Genomic DNA, 16,503 nt, shown 5'->3' with positions numbered 1-16,503 from the left:
GATTTTTCAGTCCCTAATCACAAATTAGCTGGTATGCTAATTTATACTTATAGCTGGTCCGTGGGGAGTAGGGTAAAAACCTTTCGGTGTCTAACTTTTATGATCAATTTATGTCCTAACGTCCTTGGCGGTTGCTATAATTAAAATCCCGATTGCTCTTTAATCGAACTTCACTAAAAATTTCCGGATAAAAGATGATAATATCTCTCCGGACAATTACACTTTTCTAGGAAAATAAGAATGTTGGGGCAAAGAATCGAGGAACTTGAATAATTAAGTATAGTCAAAATTAAAATATTTAGACAGTACTATGGCGATCACAGTCTCAGAGTCTCAGGTAAATATGCTTAACACAGGTTTGCTGAAATTCCTCACCCAGCCATTTTTGGGTGCAGCTTTGTTAACGGCTGTCAATGTTGCTGCGCCGTTTGCGAGCCTGGCTCAGGGACAATTAGTAGCACAAAGAACACAACCAATCTTCCCCACGGTACAACCAGGATCACCGGGTACACAACCAATACTACCAACAGCAGAACAAGGATCACCATCGATACCAATTGATACTACTTATACATTGGGGGGCGGTGATCTCATTCGTGTAAATGTATTTGAAGTACCAGAATATACTGGTGAATACCAAATACCTCCAGGTGGATCAATCAACCTACCTTTAATTGGCAGTGTATCTGTTCTGGGTCTAACAAGCGAACAGGCTGCTGATGAAATTGCCAGGAGGTATGCTCGCTTTCTCAAGCGTCCCCTGATTTCAGTTAACCTGTTATCGCCTCGTCCGATTAATATTTTGGTCGCTGGAGAAGTTACACGCCCAGGAGCTTATACTCTGAATTTACAAGGAGGCGCAGGTAATAATCCCGGTGTACAGTACCCTACTGTATTAGCAGCACTGACTACAGCTCAGGGTGTAACCTTGGCAGCAGATGTTACTCAAGTGCAATTAAGACGTAAGATAGGACGTTCGTCTGAGCAGGTTGTTAATCTGAATTTAAAGGAACTGATCGAGACAGGTCGGATAGATCAGGATATTACTTTACGGGATGGGGACACGATTGTTGTGCCAACTGCAACTACTTTTAACATAGCAGAAGCACGTAATCTCTTTTCAGCTAACTTTGCCGCTAGTGCTACTACACCACGCACCGTAGCTATCATTGGTCAAGTTAATCGTCCCGGTTCATATCTGGTTGGTGGTGGTGGCGGCGGAGCAACCGAAGGTGGTGGTGGTCTACCCACGGTGATGAGAGCGCTACAATTAGCTGGGGGAATTACATCACAAGCTGATGTTCGTAATCTGAAGCTGCGCCGACCCACAAGAACTGGTTCAGAACAAAATATAGATATCGACCTGTGGGAATTATTGCAAACTGGTGATCTGGCTCAAGATTTAATTGTGCAAGATGGAGATACAATTGTTATCCCTACTGCCACTGAGGTCAACACAGCAGAAGCTACTCAATTAGCTACCACTACTTTGTCTCCTGCAACAATTCAAGTTGGTGTGGTAGGCGAAGTTAAAAGACCGGGAGCAGTGGACATTAAGCCTAATAGTTCCTTGAATCAAGCATTGTTAGCTGCGGGTGGATTCAACGATGCTAGAGCGAGAACAACTACTGTGGATTTGGTTCGCCTCAATTCTAATGGTTCTGTGACTAAGCGGGAAGTCAAAGTTAATTTTTCTCAGGGAATTAATGAAGAGACTAATCCCATACTCCGCAATAATGATGTGATCATCGTCAACCGTTCTGGTTTAGCCCAAACTGGCGATACTGTGGGTACAGTAATCAATCCTATCGGCGGTTTATTGGGAGTTTTCAGGGCTATATTCGGTTTGTTTTAGAGGTCGTTTATAATGAGTTTGAAGTTGCGATCGCTAGTTAGTCTGAGCAACTTCAAACCCATATAAGTAGTCAATTAATTGAACTACTTTTTGTATGCGATTATTTTATGCACTTGCGGTTTGGCAAACATCGACCTCAAATATCCGAACTACGGGGATTATTATCCAGCTTAACTCTCGCTATCAGTTGGGCTGTGAGTATTCCCGTGGCTACAGCAGCAGAAACAGTTACTATCCGTTTAGGGGCGTTTCAGCAGTCGCTAGCGATCGCCGATGTAGAAAAATTTGCCAAAACAGGGCAACTACCAGAACACCTGCAACTTTATAGCTTTGTTTTAACTCCCCAAGTAGGGAAATTACTGAATAAACAGTTACAAATAGATCCGGCTTTTGCAGATAAATTCGTTGATGAGCTAGTGCGATCGCCACAAGGAAGACAATTAATTTCCTCTTTGGGAGCCGCAATTCCAGATAGCACCATCGAAGGACTCCAATCAACTCTCTACCTCTCTCTACGCCAAGTCAACGGTTTAAGTGCAATTGGTTTTTTACGCGCCTATCCTCAAAAAAATGTGACTGTAGATGCCACTCAAGCACTGCAAATCGCCTTAAAATTTAACGCCAACAACTTGCAAAGCCAAGCCCTTGGTGTTTTGCTAGAAAGAGAATTATTAGTAAAAAATATTACACCTTTTCAGCCGACTTTCGACCCAGCCGCCACAGGAAAAAACACAGTTCAACAGCAGACATTCACCCTACAAGACAGACAACGGAATCGCACCATTCCTGTAGACATTTATTGGAGTCAAAGTCACAACCAAGGGCCACTGGTGGTTATTTCCCACGGATTTGGAGCAAACCGTCGATTTCTGGGCTACTTAGCCCGTCATTTAGCTTCTCACGGAATCACGGTTGCAGCCATTGAACATCCTGGTAGCAACTCTATAGCCATCAATAACGCTGCAAATCAAATGAATTTGGCGCAACTACTACCAGCCAATGAATTTATTGATCGACCAAAAGATGTCAGCTTTTTGCTCAACGAACTAGAAAAACTCAATACTCAATCGGGACAACTGCAAGGAAAACTAAATACAAAGCAAGTAAGTGTGATTGGTCACTCTTTAGGGGGTTATACTGCTTTAGCTTTAGTGGGTGGAGAAGTAGATTTAAAAGAATTGCGAGAGTTCTGTAAGACTTCTCTTTCCTTTGGCGAATCACCCGGCGATTGGTTACAGTGTGCAGCAGCTAGTTTAAAAGAGCATCAACCGCGTTTGCAAGATCCGCGAGTTAAGAGTGCGATCGCACTCAACCCCCTTGTTGGTAAACTCTTTGGTACAAACGGATTGGCTAAAGTTACCAAACCTGTATTAATTTTAGCTGCAACTGAAGATGCACTCACCCCAGCCTTAACGCATCAAATCAAACCTTTTAGCCAATTACGGGGTTCTAAGTATCTGTTAACAGCCATTGGTGCTACTCACTTGAGTGTTACCGAGCCAGTATATCCGGTAAGTGCAGCAGCTGCGATCGCTACTCCCACAGCAGGTATCCTGAGAGAAAAGCAAGGCGAACAAACCAACTCCTTACGCCAGTTAATTCGTGGTGTCACCTTAGCATTTATCAAACAAGACACACCATCCGCCCAGATTTACCAACCATTTCTCACACCCGCTTACGCCCAATCTCTTTCTACAGCAGAACTACCCCTACGTTTCAATTCTGATTTACCAACAAACATCAAACCCTGGCTCAGTTTTGTCATCAAGTGATGACTTAACTTAATTAATGGAACCTCTGCTTCAAAAATGCTAACATGATTAATGTAAATTTAATCACATAAGTCCTCCTTGCCAGCGTGTAATCAAGGTGCTTTAATAACAATTGCATTCTGCCAAAATGTCCTGAGTACATACTACCTATAAGTCTTATAGCAGCTTGTTATCAGACCACATCGTTAATGTTCATAAAAATACAGCCTCAACATATGAGACTGAAATGTAGGACGAAGGTAGTACCATATCCTTTTACACTAAAATTTCCCAAAAGCTGAATAGGAGAATATATGGAGCCAATTATCGCCATAGTCTTAGCACTCATAGGTTATGCTTTAGGATCTGCAAAACTGATTAATCAAGGTAACGAAGCCCTAGTGGAAAGATTGGGGCGGTATCATCGAAAACTTGGGTCTGGACTCAACTTTATTGTGCCTTTGGTCGATCAGATTGTCATGGAGGATACAATACGCGAGCAGTTTTTAGACATCAAACCTCAAAATGTCATCACCAGAGATAACATTTACCTAGAAGTTGATGCAGTTCTGTTTTGGCGCATCAGAGATATGGTCAAAAGTTTTTACGAAATTGATGATCTCCAAGGTTCTTTGACACAAATAGCCACAACCACACTCCGGGAAATCATCGCTCAAAACACTGTAGAACAAACCAATGTCTCCCGTGCAGAAATGGACACAGCCATTTTAAATCAGTTGAATCAAACAACAGAAAATTGGGGAGTGGAGATGATCCGCTTGGATATTCAGAGCATTACACCGCCTGAAAGTGTGCGAAAATCAATGGAAGAAGAGCGAGCTGCGGAAATCAAAAAACGGGCGCTGGCTTTTGAAGCAGAAGGGGAACGTGACGCTGCTATTAAGAGAGCGGACGGAACTAAAACCTCAATGCAGATAATTTCGGAAGCCTTACGTTCTCATCCTGAAAGCCGGGAAATTCTCAGGTATCTCGTCGCTCAAGATTATGTCGTCGCTAGCCAAAGACTTGGTGAGAGTAATAATGCCAAAATTGTCTTCTTAGATCCCAGTAAAACCAATGAAGTCTATAACCAGTTAATTGCTGACTCCATCACTCAAGATGGTAATGGCAGAAACTCTGAAAACGGTAATGTCTAATTCTTAAGTAACCCTTGTTCTCGAAACAGCGCATCAGCTACCAGTGACACATCACGCATTTCTTGAACATCGTGAACTCGGAGAATATCAGCGCCATGAGAAATAGCTGCACAACAAGCCGCAGCTGTTCCCCACACCCGTGCTTTGGGATCTGGTTGATTTAAGATGCGACCAATAAAACTTTTACGCGATGCTCCTACTAAAATAGGGCAATTTAGCGCTTTCAATTCAGGCAATCGGCGAAAAATTTCTAAATTCTGCTCATAGTTTTTCGCAAAACCAATGCCCGGATCAATAATTATTTTCTTCTGGTCAATGCCCGCAGCAGTTGCTGCTATAATTTGTGCTGCTAAAAAACTAGAAATTTCTGCCATTAAATCCTGATAATCAGTCATTTGCTGCATTGTCTGCGGCGTTCCCTTGATATGCATTAAGATAATCGGCACATCTAAACTTGCTACTGTTGGCAGCATTTCTAAGTCAAATGTACCACCAGAAATATCATTAATTATATCCGCTCCAGCCTCTATAGATGCTGTAGCTACAGTCGCTCTAGTAGTATCTACGGATATTGGTACTGCGATCGCTCGTCGTAAAATCTGCAATATCGGCAGTACCCGATCCAGTTCCTCTGCCAGAGTTATTTGCTCCGCTCCTGGTCGAGTCGATTGACCACCCACGTCGATTATGTCAGCACCGGCGGCTACCATTGCTTGTGCCTGTGCTAGAGCCGCAGCGCTATTATTAAACGAGCCACCATCGCTAAAGCTATCGGGTGTGACATTTAAAACACCCATGAGATAAGTTCGCTGTCCCCAGACAAAACAGCTTTCTCGAATTATTAACTTGCTTGACATATACGCATTTTTAGGTTAATAAACCCCGGTGAGCATAAGTATTAGTTTTGTAGGGTGTGTTATGCCGCAGGGACACCGCACCATCCTAAATTCTCGGTGCGTTAGGACTAATGTCCATAACGCACACTACTGGACTGACAAGCCTAAAATAGTGCATAAGCATAAATATTGTGGGGTGGGCTACTGGTCCCCCCAGAACAGGCAAGATGCCTGTTCCACAAGAGAAACATATTGCAACATTTTAAGCTTGCCACGCCACTACCAGATTAAAACCAATGTAAATAAGTTCTTCTGACTTGTGTGTACACCGTAGGGCAGAGCCAGGGAAAAAACGTTGCACATGAGATTACTTGTAGTTGACAATCCGCGCAAAACTTGCAGGTTCTAGACTGGCTCCGCCCACAAGAGCGCCATCAATTTCTGGTTGAGCCATGATCTCATCAATATTATTCGGTTTCACTGAGCCACCGTATTGAATCGAAACATTGGGATTCTTCAACTGACTACGAATTAAACCGATGACTCGATTAGCGTCTGTCGCTTCACAAGTATCACCAGTACCGATTGCCCAAATTGGTTCGTAAGCAATCACCAAATTATTCTGATCGACATCTATGAGGTCTTTATCTAGCTGGGCGGTAATCAGTGAGTCAGTTTCCCCAGCATCTCGTTGTTCTTTCGTTTCGCCTACACATAGAATTGGTGTCAGACCGTACTTTTGAGCCGCTTTCAGGCGGAGATTCACAGTTGCGTCTGTTTCCCCAAAGTATTGCCTTCTTTCGCTATGACCGACAATAACAAAACGGACACCAAGTTCTGTCAACATGGGGCCAGAAATTTCGCCCGTGTAGGCTCCATTTTCTTCCCAGTGAACATTTTGCGCCCCTAACTGGATGAGGCTGCCATGTAAACTTTTGGATAAAATGTTTAAGTTAGTGAAAGGAGGACACAAGACCACTTCTCGGTCTTCTGGTATTTCTTCCAAGTGAGGCAAAAACCCTTGTAAAAAATCCTGGGTTTCTGCCTGGGTTTTGAACATTTTCCAGTTACCGGCAATAATTATTTTTCGCACAGGTGATTTAGTCAAGATTCTAACGCTACTAGATGCATTTTTCAGTTTAGGACGTTTTGTTAGTTATTAGTCATTAGTCATTAGTCATTGGTCATTGGTCATTGGTCATTGGGAAGTTACGGTCTTCTCCCCACACCTCCCACACCTCCCACACTCCCCACACCTCCCACTCCCCATTCCCCTGCTAAAAATAATTAGGATAAGAATATGGGGACAAAATCCCAAATCGCAAATTTCAAATTGATATGACTTCTACATTGCCTTTGCCTGAACCTCATCACAGCGACTCACCCAACTGGGACGAAGAACTGGATAGTGCTATTTTCAGTTTTGAAGATATTCAAAGGTCTCTCGACTATAAACAAGCACAAACGGCACTGCGAAACTTAGTCACCAATCTTGACCTGACTCCCCAGGAAAAAAGCGGATTGGAAAATGAACTCGCTGATTTGGAAACTATGCTGGGTAAGTTGGACAGCATGGTGGTACAAATTGCTGCTTTTGGCATGGTGGGACGTGGTAAGTCCTCTCTACTAAATGCTTTGGTTGGACAAACGGTGTTTGAAACTGGCCCCCTACATGGAGTTACCCGTGATGCTCAAACAGTTAACTGGAGTATTAGTGAGGAGACAATTGGCGACAATGAACGCACTTTACGGGTAACTCTACCTGCGGGGGGTCAATCTCAGGTGGAACTCATTGACACTCCTGGATTAGATGAAGTAGATGGTGATACCCGTGCAGCTTTGGCTGAACAGGTAGCAAAGCAAGCAGATTTAATTTTGTTTGTGATTGCTGGGGATATGACCAAGATAGAATATGAAGCGCTGTCTCAGTTACGGGAGGCGGGTAAACCGATAATTTTAGTATTTAACAAAGTAGATCAGTATCCTGAAGCTGACCGGATGGCAATTTATCACAAAATCAGAGATGAACGGGTGAGGGAGTTACTCACGCCTTTAGAAATAGTCATGGCTGCTGCATCACCACTGGTGAAGACGGCGATTATGCGCCCTGATGGTAGTAGGGGGGTGCAGTTACGTAACAGTACAGCCCAAGTTGAAGAACTGAAGCTGAAAATTTTGGAGATTTTGCACCGTGAAGGTAAAGCTTTGGTTGCTCTCAATACTATGCTTTATGCGGATAATGTGAATGAGCAATTGGTTGAGCGAAAACTGATGATTCGCGAACAGAATGCTAATCAGTTGATTTGGAAGGCTGTGATGACTAAGGCTTTAGCGATCGCTCTCAATCCGGTAACAGTTATAGATATACTTAGTAGTATAGTAATTGATATTTCTCTGATTTTGGGTTTATCTAAACTCTATGGCATCCCCATGAGTGAAAGCGGTGCTGTGCAATTATTACAAAAAATTGCTCTGAGTATGGGCGGTATCGGTTTCAGTGAGCTGCTGGCAAATTTAGGCTTGAGTGGATTAAAAACTGTGCTGGGCATCTCTGCATCAGCTACTGCTGGCGCTACCTTTGCACCTTATATCTCTGTAGCAATCACTCAAGCCGGGGTGGCTGGGGTTTCTTCCTATGGTATTGGACAAGTTACTAAAGTTTACTTGGCTAATGGCGCGACTTGGGGTGATGAAGGACCAAAAGCAGTTATTAGTCGGATTTTGGCAAACTTAGACGAAAAATCTATCCTCAACCGCATTAAAGAAGAATTAAAACAAAAAGTAAAACTGAAAGCTTAATTTCTTGACAAATTAGACAATTTATGTTATGTACCAATTTGTCATGTGATGCGTAGGTTAGATTAAGGAACGAAACCCGATCCTAAGAATGCCTGGTTTTGTTGCGTTTCCCAAAGCCTTAACCCAACCTACGTCTAAAAGAGTTTATGATTCTTATCTGGTGAAAGTAATACTTTTACTCTTTACTTTTAAAAGAGTCAAGCCAACCTTGAACTTGTTCACGGGCAATATCACGGCCACCCAGACCAAAGGATAGGGCAATTGCAACAGCGATCGCACCTAGTAAAAGTCCAAAGGCTAGATTCACAATATCACTGGCAATACCAACCTGTTGCAATGCCATTGCCGAAACTAAGGTAATAATCGCAATCCGCGCTACCTGTCCCAAAATTCGGGCTTGGCGGTCGCCGGAACTGGTAATCAGTTGGAACGCCAGATTTGCTAAGAACAAACCAATGGCAAATACAATCAATCCTGCCAAAATCCGCCCCAATATAATTAAAATCCCTGTTACCAGTGTTGTCAAGGCGGGGATATTCAGAATATTAACTGCTGCTACTGTGGCAAACAGCATAATACCCACTAAAGCCACAATCCCGGCAATTTCTGATGGGGTGCGGCTGGCTGGTTTTGGTGTTGCTTCTGCTTCTGTTTCTGCGTCTACTGTTGCAGATTGTCTACTGAGTGTTGGTAGACCCAATACGGTGAAAATGTTGTTAAAGCCTAAACTGCTGAGGATACTAGTCACCAACTCCGATACAAACCGCCCTAAGAAAAACGACACAATTAAAATTGCGATCGCAGTAAAGATGGCGGGTAGAGTATTTAGCACCTGCTGTAACATAGCGATCGCAGGTACAGATATAGCCTCAATTCTCAAAGCATTCAGCGATGCGATCGCCACAGGAATCAAAATCAAAATATAGACAATCGTGCCTATAATACTTGACAGAGATTGCATTCCTGAAGCTGGGGAAAGTCCAACGCGACTTCCCAGATTGTCAACACCTGTGGTTGCTAGTAAGTTGGTAACAATCCGCCGCACTATATTAGCGATAAACCAACCAACTGCGGCAATTAATCCCGCCCCTAGAATATTGGGCAGAATTGACAGAATCTCTGTAATTAAGGATTGTACCGGTAATAGCGCCTGTCTCAGCGCCAGGGTATCCAAAATTGGCACGAGAAACAGTAAGAAGATAAACCAATACAGAGCATTACCAATGGTCTCACTCAAAGATAATTGGTTGGTGTTGAGTGTATTGTCTTGCGCTTCTTGATTCAGACGCTCATCCAGTCTTAGCGCTTGTAACCCTCGCACCGTCAGAAGTTTGACCACTGTCGCCACTAACCAAGCCACTCCCAAAAGAATTCCCGCACCAACCAACTTGGGCAAAAAGCCAATCAGTTGGTCAAGCAAATTATTCAGTGGTCGAGAGGCTACCTCTAGTTCTAGAGTTTGTAAAACAGCTACGACTGTGATTAAAATGATACTCCAGAAGACTAAGCCAGAGATTAATTTCTCTATCTGGGGAACATCTTCACGACCCGTTATCCCCGCAGCAATCCGATTATCTATCTCAGTGTTATCGAGAATTTTTTTGGTGACTGCGCCCAGGATGGCCGCAATCAGCCAACCAACTAACAAAAGTGCCGCCGCCCCTAATAAACGGGGGGTAAACGCCATCACCTGTCCAATAATTCCTTGGACTTCAGTGATTCCTTCGTTAACTCTTTCTTGATCCAGTGGCAGGCTTGGCGATTGTGCCAAAAAATGTTGTACTCTCATCGATAAACCACTGTCTATCAACTGGGTTATACCTTGCCAAGTTGTGTTCATGGTTTTCCGCTATTAAGGTAAGATGTCTCCAAAAAACACTTGTAATACTTATGGAATAGCTGGATATGAAATCATCCTTAGCCCCAGTAAGTTCACTCATGTTTTGCCTATCAATTTACCAGTAAATGGCCAATAAACACATAAAGGCAGTTGCTCTCAAAGATATTTTTTTGAATTTTTGATTTATATTCTGCTTTTATTCACCAATATCCCACAAAATCGCCTGTTTGTCAGTATTTAGAAGTAACTTGTATATTTGTGTCTGCACTCAAGCCATTGCAAAAGAAGCAGAGGAGCAGGGAGCAGGGAGCAGGGGGGGATGATAATGTCACAAAAGTGCTAAATTTTGCGATATTCTAAGTAAAGCAACAGCATGAGAAATGTGGAATGTCCCAAGCTTTTGAGCAATCGATTCAAATTAATGCCACAGCCACAATAGTGGAACGGTGCATTACCGATTTAACACTCATGCACCGTTGGCTCAATCCCGCCCTATGTTGTGAACCCGTGGGTACATGGAGTACGGAGATTGGCAGTGAAAGTCTGTTTGTGATTCAAATTCCTTTACTTAAACCTACTCTCAAAAGTGTCGTCGTAGAACGGCAACCGGGTTTAGTTGTTTGGGAATTTCAGGGATTTTTTCAAGGGCGCGATCGCTGGGAATGCCAACAAATAGCACAAAATACGCTTCTTGTCAACCGCTTTGAGTACGATATTCCTAACCCCATAGTCAGTTGGGGCTTCAATAACTTTGCCATATCTTGGACTCAAAAAGATATGCAAGCCCAACTACGTCGCCTCAAACAAGTTGCAGAGTCATTAGTCATTAGTCATTAGTCATTTGTCATTAGTCATTTGTCATTAGTCATTTGTCATTTGTCATTAGTTTAGCCTGTCTTTAACTGCCTTAAATTCTCCCCTCTCCTTGCTAAGGAGAGGGGTTGGGGGTGAGGTTTAATCCTTTCCCATCTCAGCCAGTAATTGCCGAATTACCACTGCATCCTCAGCATGAGGAACCTTGACCAGATAACTTTGCAAGTCATCCGCAGCTTGATGATATTCACCAAGTTGATAATACAGCAAACCGCGAACTGACAAGTCAGCGCTTGCGCTATCGCGCACCTCTAAAATCATCTCCGGAAACAACCGCAAAATCCGTTCAACCGCAGCCAAACTTTTTGCCAAATTTTGTTGTTTCAGGTAAATATATTTCAAATTAGTCAGCATCCGCGCCAACAATTGCCGATTACTTACCGGGGCTAAAAACTCAGGTCGTAAACTCACAGGTTGCTGAAACATTTGAGATAAGTGGTTTTCACAATCTTCTGCAAACATCACCTCACCACCATTAAACGCATCAACAAAAATTTCCATATCTGGAATATCAGGACGAATCAAGAAATGTCCTGGCATTCCTACCCCCACCATAGGAAAATCAATCCTACGGGCAATTTCCAGATAAACCAGCGCCAAAGTAATCGGAATCCCCATGCGACGGTCAATCACATCATTTAAAAAGCTATTGCACGGATCATAATAGTCTGTTTGATTCCCCGCAAATCCTAAATCAGTATAGAGATATTCATTAAGAGTTTGAATAATTCGCAGAGGATATGGTGACGCAGGTAAACATTCTTGAACCTCACCCGCCATTGTATCGAGAGCGTTGAGGTATTCCGCAGTATCCAGATCAGGATATTCTTCCTGAGCAATATACAAAGCCGCCTTGGCTAAATCAATCTGCTCGTCAGGCTGTTGAATTTCCTGGTAAAAATATAATCGTGCTGACGAGAAATTCATATATAAATCCTGGGTGGAGTTGAAATAATTTCCCTGAGTATTTTCTTCTCTTATTAATTCCAGTCTACACATAAATCATCTCATCTACCCCAAATCAATTGTCTACAGTAGATAAAAAATACCTAATTTTTTTCTCTATTTCCCGGCAAAAATAGAGTATTGGGGGGTTGACAATTGCTTTTTAAAATGTTATTGTTAGATTGATAAGGAAGAATTATTTTATTAAATAAATAGAAAATATACAAATTCTCAAAATACAGCCAGCCAGTAGGGTGGGTATAGCCCAAGGGGCATGGCTACGCTAAAGCGACAGCGTAACCCACCATCCTATATTCTGCTATATAAAACCTAGACAAAACTAGACTTTACTTTCTACTTCAACGGGAGCATGGGAGCAGTTATCCCTCAGTAGACTTTCACGCCTTAGCCAGACGCGATTGTGTTCCAATTAAGTTTCTGAAAAAGACTACCACCATCATTGCTTGGTTTTCGCGTCGGCAATAGTCTCAATTCAATACTTGATATCACCGTATTATATATCAAGTAGTTGATTTTTTCCTAAAATATATATTGATTTTTGTCAATATAAGTATAGTTTTGTCTATGAATTGTCAACTTAGGACTTGCTCATTGACTGGGAACCTATCAATTAATTGCATCGCCCGATAAGCATTACGCTGGAAATCTTTCGATAAATGAGGAACGTGGGGTATCTGAGATAATAAATCCAAAGTCCGGCGTAAAATCCTCACTACATCGCCTTCATCCAAAGTGGTATTTTCACAGAGTTCTGTCCAGGGTGTTCCCAGCGCCCACTGTTCCACTATGGCAATTAACTCAAATTCCAACCAAATAGGCAGAGCGACATTATACCGCCGTTGCAGTTGAAATATTTTGCGGCGAATGTTCCGCAGTTTTGCCAAGGCTTCTACTACTTCGTTACTGAGTTCAAAATGTACCCTACTATCTGGGCGAGGGGTTTCGATGACTAAGGCTGCTGCTGCTGCTGCTAAATGGTGCGGATCTAAATGTTCCAATTCACCACTTTCAAAGACTAAACCCAGCCATAATTCATTTTCTCCCCGAATGGCGGCAGCAATTTGCCCTAATTTGGTGGGGACTAAATTATCTAAAGCGTCAAACTGTTGCAAGATGGCAATTAAATTGACAAATTCTTCCCAATGGCGTTGTGAGTGTTCCTCAACTTGTGATTGTAATTCCTCAAGTTCGGCTTCTAATTCCACATAACGCGCCCGGCGTTTGAATATCTTGCTAACATTGCCTGATTGATGGATGGGATTTGCTTCTAATTGCTCTTGGACTGCGGTAACGCGACTGAGTTGTTCAGCCACTTCTGGAGGCATATATATTGAGCCTTCTCCAGACTCAGGAATGCGTTGGGCGATCGCAAATGTTTCTTCACTCCCACGCAGCGATTGACCCGGCTTTAACAGCAATTCAGGAGGTGGTACGATATGCTCTGGCACATCCACTCGTGGCAACTCAGCATACAAATCGACAACATCCTTAGTTGTCACCACATACCAGCGATTATCTTGCCCCAAGCAGATCAAATAAGGAGCTTCACCACCAGGTATTTTTCCCACTAATACTGCTGTGATGGGTATAGATACGGCGATGTTTTTACCTTTGAGACTCAACAGTGTTCCAGACACTGCAAAGCTCAACATCATCACAAATTCTTCTTGCCGATTTTCCACTGCTTGTTCTTGCAGGGTTGATAATAACTGGCGTTCTACTTTCAAGCGTTGCCGTAATTTCTCATAAACTGCTAGTTCATGTTCATTAACTGCGGCAATTTGTTCGTGAAGTTGGGCTAATTGGGTTTGCAGTTCTGAAATCTCTTCATACTCTGGTGTTAAATGCACAGTTGCCATGTACTGCCCAAAGCTGCGTTCTATCAGTTCCTTCGCTTGCTCTAAAGTATGGATTTGCAGCAAGTTCAGCACCATTCCATAGCTGGGTGTAAACTGACTCACCAATGGGTCTGGTTTAGATGTGGCTAAATATGCTGCTTCCTTCGAGCCTTCAAAGGGGGTTTGGACTGTCACCACATGACCTTGTAAATCCATCCCTCGCCGACCAGCCCGCCCAGCCATTTGAAGGAATTCCGAAGCGTTTAATAGGCGATGTCCCGAATCAGTCCGTTTGGAAAGGGTGGAAATTACTGTTGTCCGGGCTGGCATATTAATTCCCGCCGCTAGTGTCTCTGTGGCGAAGACGACTTTAATTAATCCTTGTTGAAATAGTTCTTCTACTAATCCTTTCCACGCAGGTAAAATTCCGGCATGGTGAGCAGCAATACCTCTATACAGGGGCGCAATTTGCCCAGAACGCCCGGCTTCAGGATTACGGGCTAAAAAATTATCAATTTGCTCGCGTAATATTTGCGACTCATCATTATTTACCAGCCATAAATCACCAACTTCTGCTACTGCTTTATCACATCCCCGGCGACTAAAAATAAAGTAAATCGCTGGGAGCATATCCCTTTGCTGTAGCTGGCTGAGGGTGTAAGCTATGCCAGGGGCTTCTGGTCTACCATTTCTACCCCTGTCTCCTTGCTTCCTTTTGCCTCTGTTTGCTAAACGGGGGTTAATTTTGGTTTTGCTCTCATTCAGCAGGGGAAACAGCCCTTTAGGATTGCAATAGTAAAATTCTAAGGGAACGGGACGAAAATCGGAATAAATCAGGTCTGTGGGACCGTGAACGCGATTTAGCCAGTCGGTGAGTTGGTCGCTGTTGGCAACTGTTGCGGAAAGGGCTGCTAGTTGAATTTCACGAGGACAGTAAATAATGGATTCTTCCCAAACTGTACCGCGTTGGCGATCGTTCATGTAGTGGCATTCATCTAGTACCACCGCTTCTACGTCTACTAAGGAAATACCAATTTGCCCGATGGGTGTACCATAGAGCATATTCCGGAATATTTCTGTTGTCATTACCAGAATTGGTGCGTCCCTGTTAATAGAAATATCTCCTGTTAACAGTCCAACTTGGTCATACCCAAATTGCTCACGAAAATCGCGTAATTTCTGGTTTGACAATGCCTTGAGGGGTGTGGTGTAAAACACACGTTTCCCTCGTGATAAGGCTCGATAGATGGCATATTCCCCAACTAAAGTTTTGCCCGAACCTGTGGGCGCACATACGACTACGGAGCGTCCAGAATTTAGGGACGCGATCGCATCTTTTTGGAATTGATCCAATTCAAAGGGAAATATTAACCCTAAGTCAAGTTCTGGAGATGGTGCGGGATAATTCACTCAATCAAATTTGCAACCGGACTTTTTACTATATTAACGGCTATTTTGTCAACTTCGTTAGTCATTAGTCATTGGTCATTGGTCATTGGTCATGGGTCATTGGTCATTGGTCATTAGGAAGTTACTGTCTTCTCCCCACACGGACCACACGGACCACACGAACCACTCCCCAGAAGAAGCAGGGGCGCACCGGAGCACCGGAGCAAGGGGGAGTGTACTTAACAACCGTTCCTCTTCTCCCCTGCCCCCTGCCCCCTGCCCCCGTTCCTCTTCTCCCCACGGACCACACTCCCCACTCCCTACTCCCTACTCCCTCATTTTCCCAGTTCTTGCGATCGCAGTGCTGCCGCTTTGACTGCTTCAATCACAGCTGAACGGAATCCGGCTTTTTCGAGTTGGGCAATTCCAGCTATTGTTGTACCACCGGGACTGGTAACACTGTCTTTGAGTTCTGCGGGGTGGATTTTGTTTTCTTGCAACAGTGTCGCGGTTCCTAATACAGTTTGTAAAGCTAGTTGATTGGCGATACCTCTGGGTAGTCCGGCGGCTACTCCCCCATCAGCCAGAGATTCTACCATCAAGGCTACGTAAGCAGGGCCACTACCAGATAGTCCTGTGACTGCATCCATGAGCATTTCGGAAACTTCTACCACTTGTCCCACTGCCGAAAAAACTTGATGTGCTATTTTGTGATGCTTGGGGCTGGTGTATGCACCTAAACACATGGCGGTAATTCCCGCCCCCACTGTGGCTGGGGTGTTGGGCATGGCTCGAATGACTGGTAACTGGGGAAATGCTGATTCTAGTTGGCTTAAGGATACTCCAGCTAAAATCGAAATTACTAGGGGCGATATTTGGATAGTCAGAACGTCTGCTAATTCTTGAGCGATCGCACTGAATACCTGTGGTTTTACTGCTAAAAATACTACTTCACTCGCTTCTGTAAATACCAGACCATTATCTGTAGTTACATTGACATTATATTTTTGCCGCAAATAACTTTGGCGTGTCGGTAGGGGTTCACTGACTATCACTTCCGATGCTTGATAGATTTCCCTTGCAATCAGGCGGGATAACAGCGCTTCTCCCATGACTCCGCCACCAATTAAGCCAAATTTAATAGTCATTAAGTTATATAGTCAATAGTCAATAAGAGCAGGTTTAACCTATTAATTTAT

11 protein-coding genes are annotated in these 16,503 nt (G+C 43.4%); 5 read left to right on the top strand and 6 right to left on the bottom strand.

All coding sequences use genetic code 11. The features are described from left to right. The first annotated feature begins 343 nt into the window (after positions 1 to 343). The 3 genes from NSP_RS15260 (at position 344) to NSP_RS15250 (ending at position 4,763) form a co-directional block, all read left to right on the top strand. Positions 344 to 1,855, top strand: a complete 1,512-nt coding sequence (locus NSP_RS15260; protein ID WP_006195284.1) for a polysaccharide biosynthesis/export family protein — start codon at positions 344 to 346, stop codon at positions 1,853 to 1,855. A 107-nt stretch (positions 1,856 to 1,962) separates the two neighbouring features. Next, positions 1,963 to 3,627 carry an alpha/beta hydrolase gene (locus tag NSP_RS15255; RefSeq protein WP_006195283.1) on the top strand — a complete coding sequence of 555 codons (1,665 nt, stop codon included), beginning with the start codon at positions 1,963 to 1,965 and terminating at the stop codon, positions 3,625 to 3,627. 293 nt (positions 3,628 to 3,920) lie between these two features. Next, complete coding sequence (locus NSP_RS15250; protein ID WP_006195282.1) at positions 3,921 to 4,763, top strand: SPFH domain-containing protein; 843 nt, start codon at positions 3,921 to 3,923, stop codon at positions 4,761 to 4,763. Here the strand turns inward: NSP_RS15250 and folP are convergent. Together folP and tpiA are read right to left on the bottom strand one after the other, a co-directional pair. Further along, the gene (gene folP, locus NSP_RS15245) at positions 4,760 to 5,620 is read right to left on the bottom strand and encodes a dihydropteroate synthase (protein ID WP_144360546.1); all 861 of its coding nucleotides are present in this window, start codon (positions 5,618 to 5,620) and stop codon (positions 4,760 to 4,762) included. The two genes, NSP_RS15250 and folP, sit on opposite strands and share 4 nt — an antisense overlap. A gap of 346 nt (positions 5,621 to 5,966) precedes the next feature. Next, positions 5,967 to 6,692: a triose-phosphate isomerase gene (gene tpiA / locus NSP_RS15240; protein WP_042201866.1), complete on the bottom strand. Its 726-nt coding sequence runs from the start codon at positions 6,690 to 6,692 to the stop codon at positions 5,967 to 5,969. A 245-nt stretch (positions 6,693 to 6,937) separates the two neighbouring features. Between tpiA and NSP_RS15235 the strand changes: the two genes are divergently transcribed. Further along, positions 6,938 to 8,398 carry a GTP-binding protein gene (locus NSP_RS15235; protein ID WP_006195279.1) on the top strand — a complete coding sequence of 487 codons (1,461 nt, stop codon included), beginning with the start codon at positions 6,938 to 6,940 and terminating at the stop codon, positions 8,396 to 8,398. 175 nt (positions 8,399 to 8,573) lie between these two features. Here NSP_RS15235 and NSP_RS15230 read toward each other — a convergent pair whose 3' ends face one another. Next, the gene (locus tag NSP_RS15230) at positions 8,574 to 10,238 is read right to left on the bottom strand and encodes a mechanosensitive ion channel (protein ID WP_006195278.1); all 1,665 of its coding nucleotides are present in this window, start codon (positions 10,236 to 10,238) and stop codon (positions 8,574 to 8,576) included. Between the two features lie 387 nt (positions 10,239 to 10,625). Here NSP_RS15230 and NSP_RS15225 point away from each other — a divergent pair, with 387 nt between their 5' ends. Beyond that, positions 10,626 to 11,075: an SRPBCC family protein gene (locus NSP_RS15225; protein ID WP_006195277.1), complete on the top strand. Its 450-nt coding sequence runs from the start codon at positions 10,626 to 10,628 to the stop codon at positions 11,073 to 11,075. A gap of 117 nt (positions 11,076 to 11,192) precedes the next feature. On the opposite strand, the gene NSP_RS15220 is transcribed toward NSP_RS15225, so the two are convergent. From NSP_RS15220 to proC, 3 genes are all read right to left on the bottom strand, one after another. Continuing rightward, positions 11,193 to 12,038: a SirB1 family protein gene (locus NSP_RS15220; protein WP_042201864.1), complete on the bottom strand. Its 846-nt coding sequence runs from the start codon at positions 12,036 to 12,038 to the stop codon at positions 11,193 to 11,195. Positions 12,039 to 12,649: 611 nt separating this feature from the next. Continuing rightward, entirely contained in the window at positions 12,650 to 15,325 is a 2,676-nt protein-coding gene (locus NSP_RS15215; RefSeq protein WP_017804200.1) for a DEAD/DEAH box helicase, read from the bottom strand. 314 nt (positions 15,326 to 15,639) lie between these two features. Then, positions 15,640 to 16,452, bottom strand: a complete 813-nt coding sequence (proC, locus tag NSP_RS15210) for a pyrroline-5-carboxylate reductase (RefSeq protein ID WP_006199165.1) — start codon at positions 16,450 to 16,452, stop codon at positions 15,640 to 15,642. Between the last annotated feature and the right edge of the window lie 51 nt (positions 16,453 to 16,503).

It is taken from the genome of Nodularia spumigena CCY9414 (genome assembly GCF_000340565.2).
In the GTDB taxonomy this organism is placed as follows: domain Bacteria; phylum Cyanobacteriota; class Cyanobacteriia; order Cyanobacteriales; family Nostocaceae; genus Nodularia; species Nodularia spumigena.
Note: the sequence above shows the minus strand (reverse complement) of the source record. Positions and strands in the feature narration are given on the sequence as shown.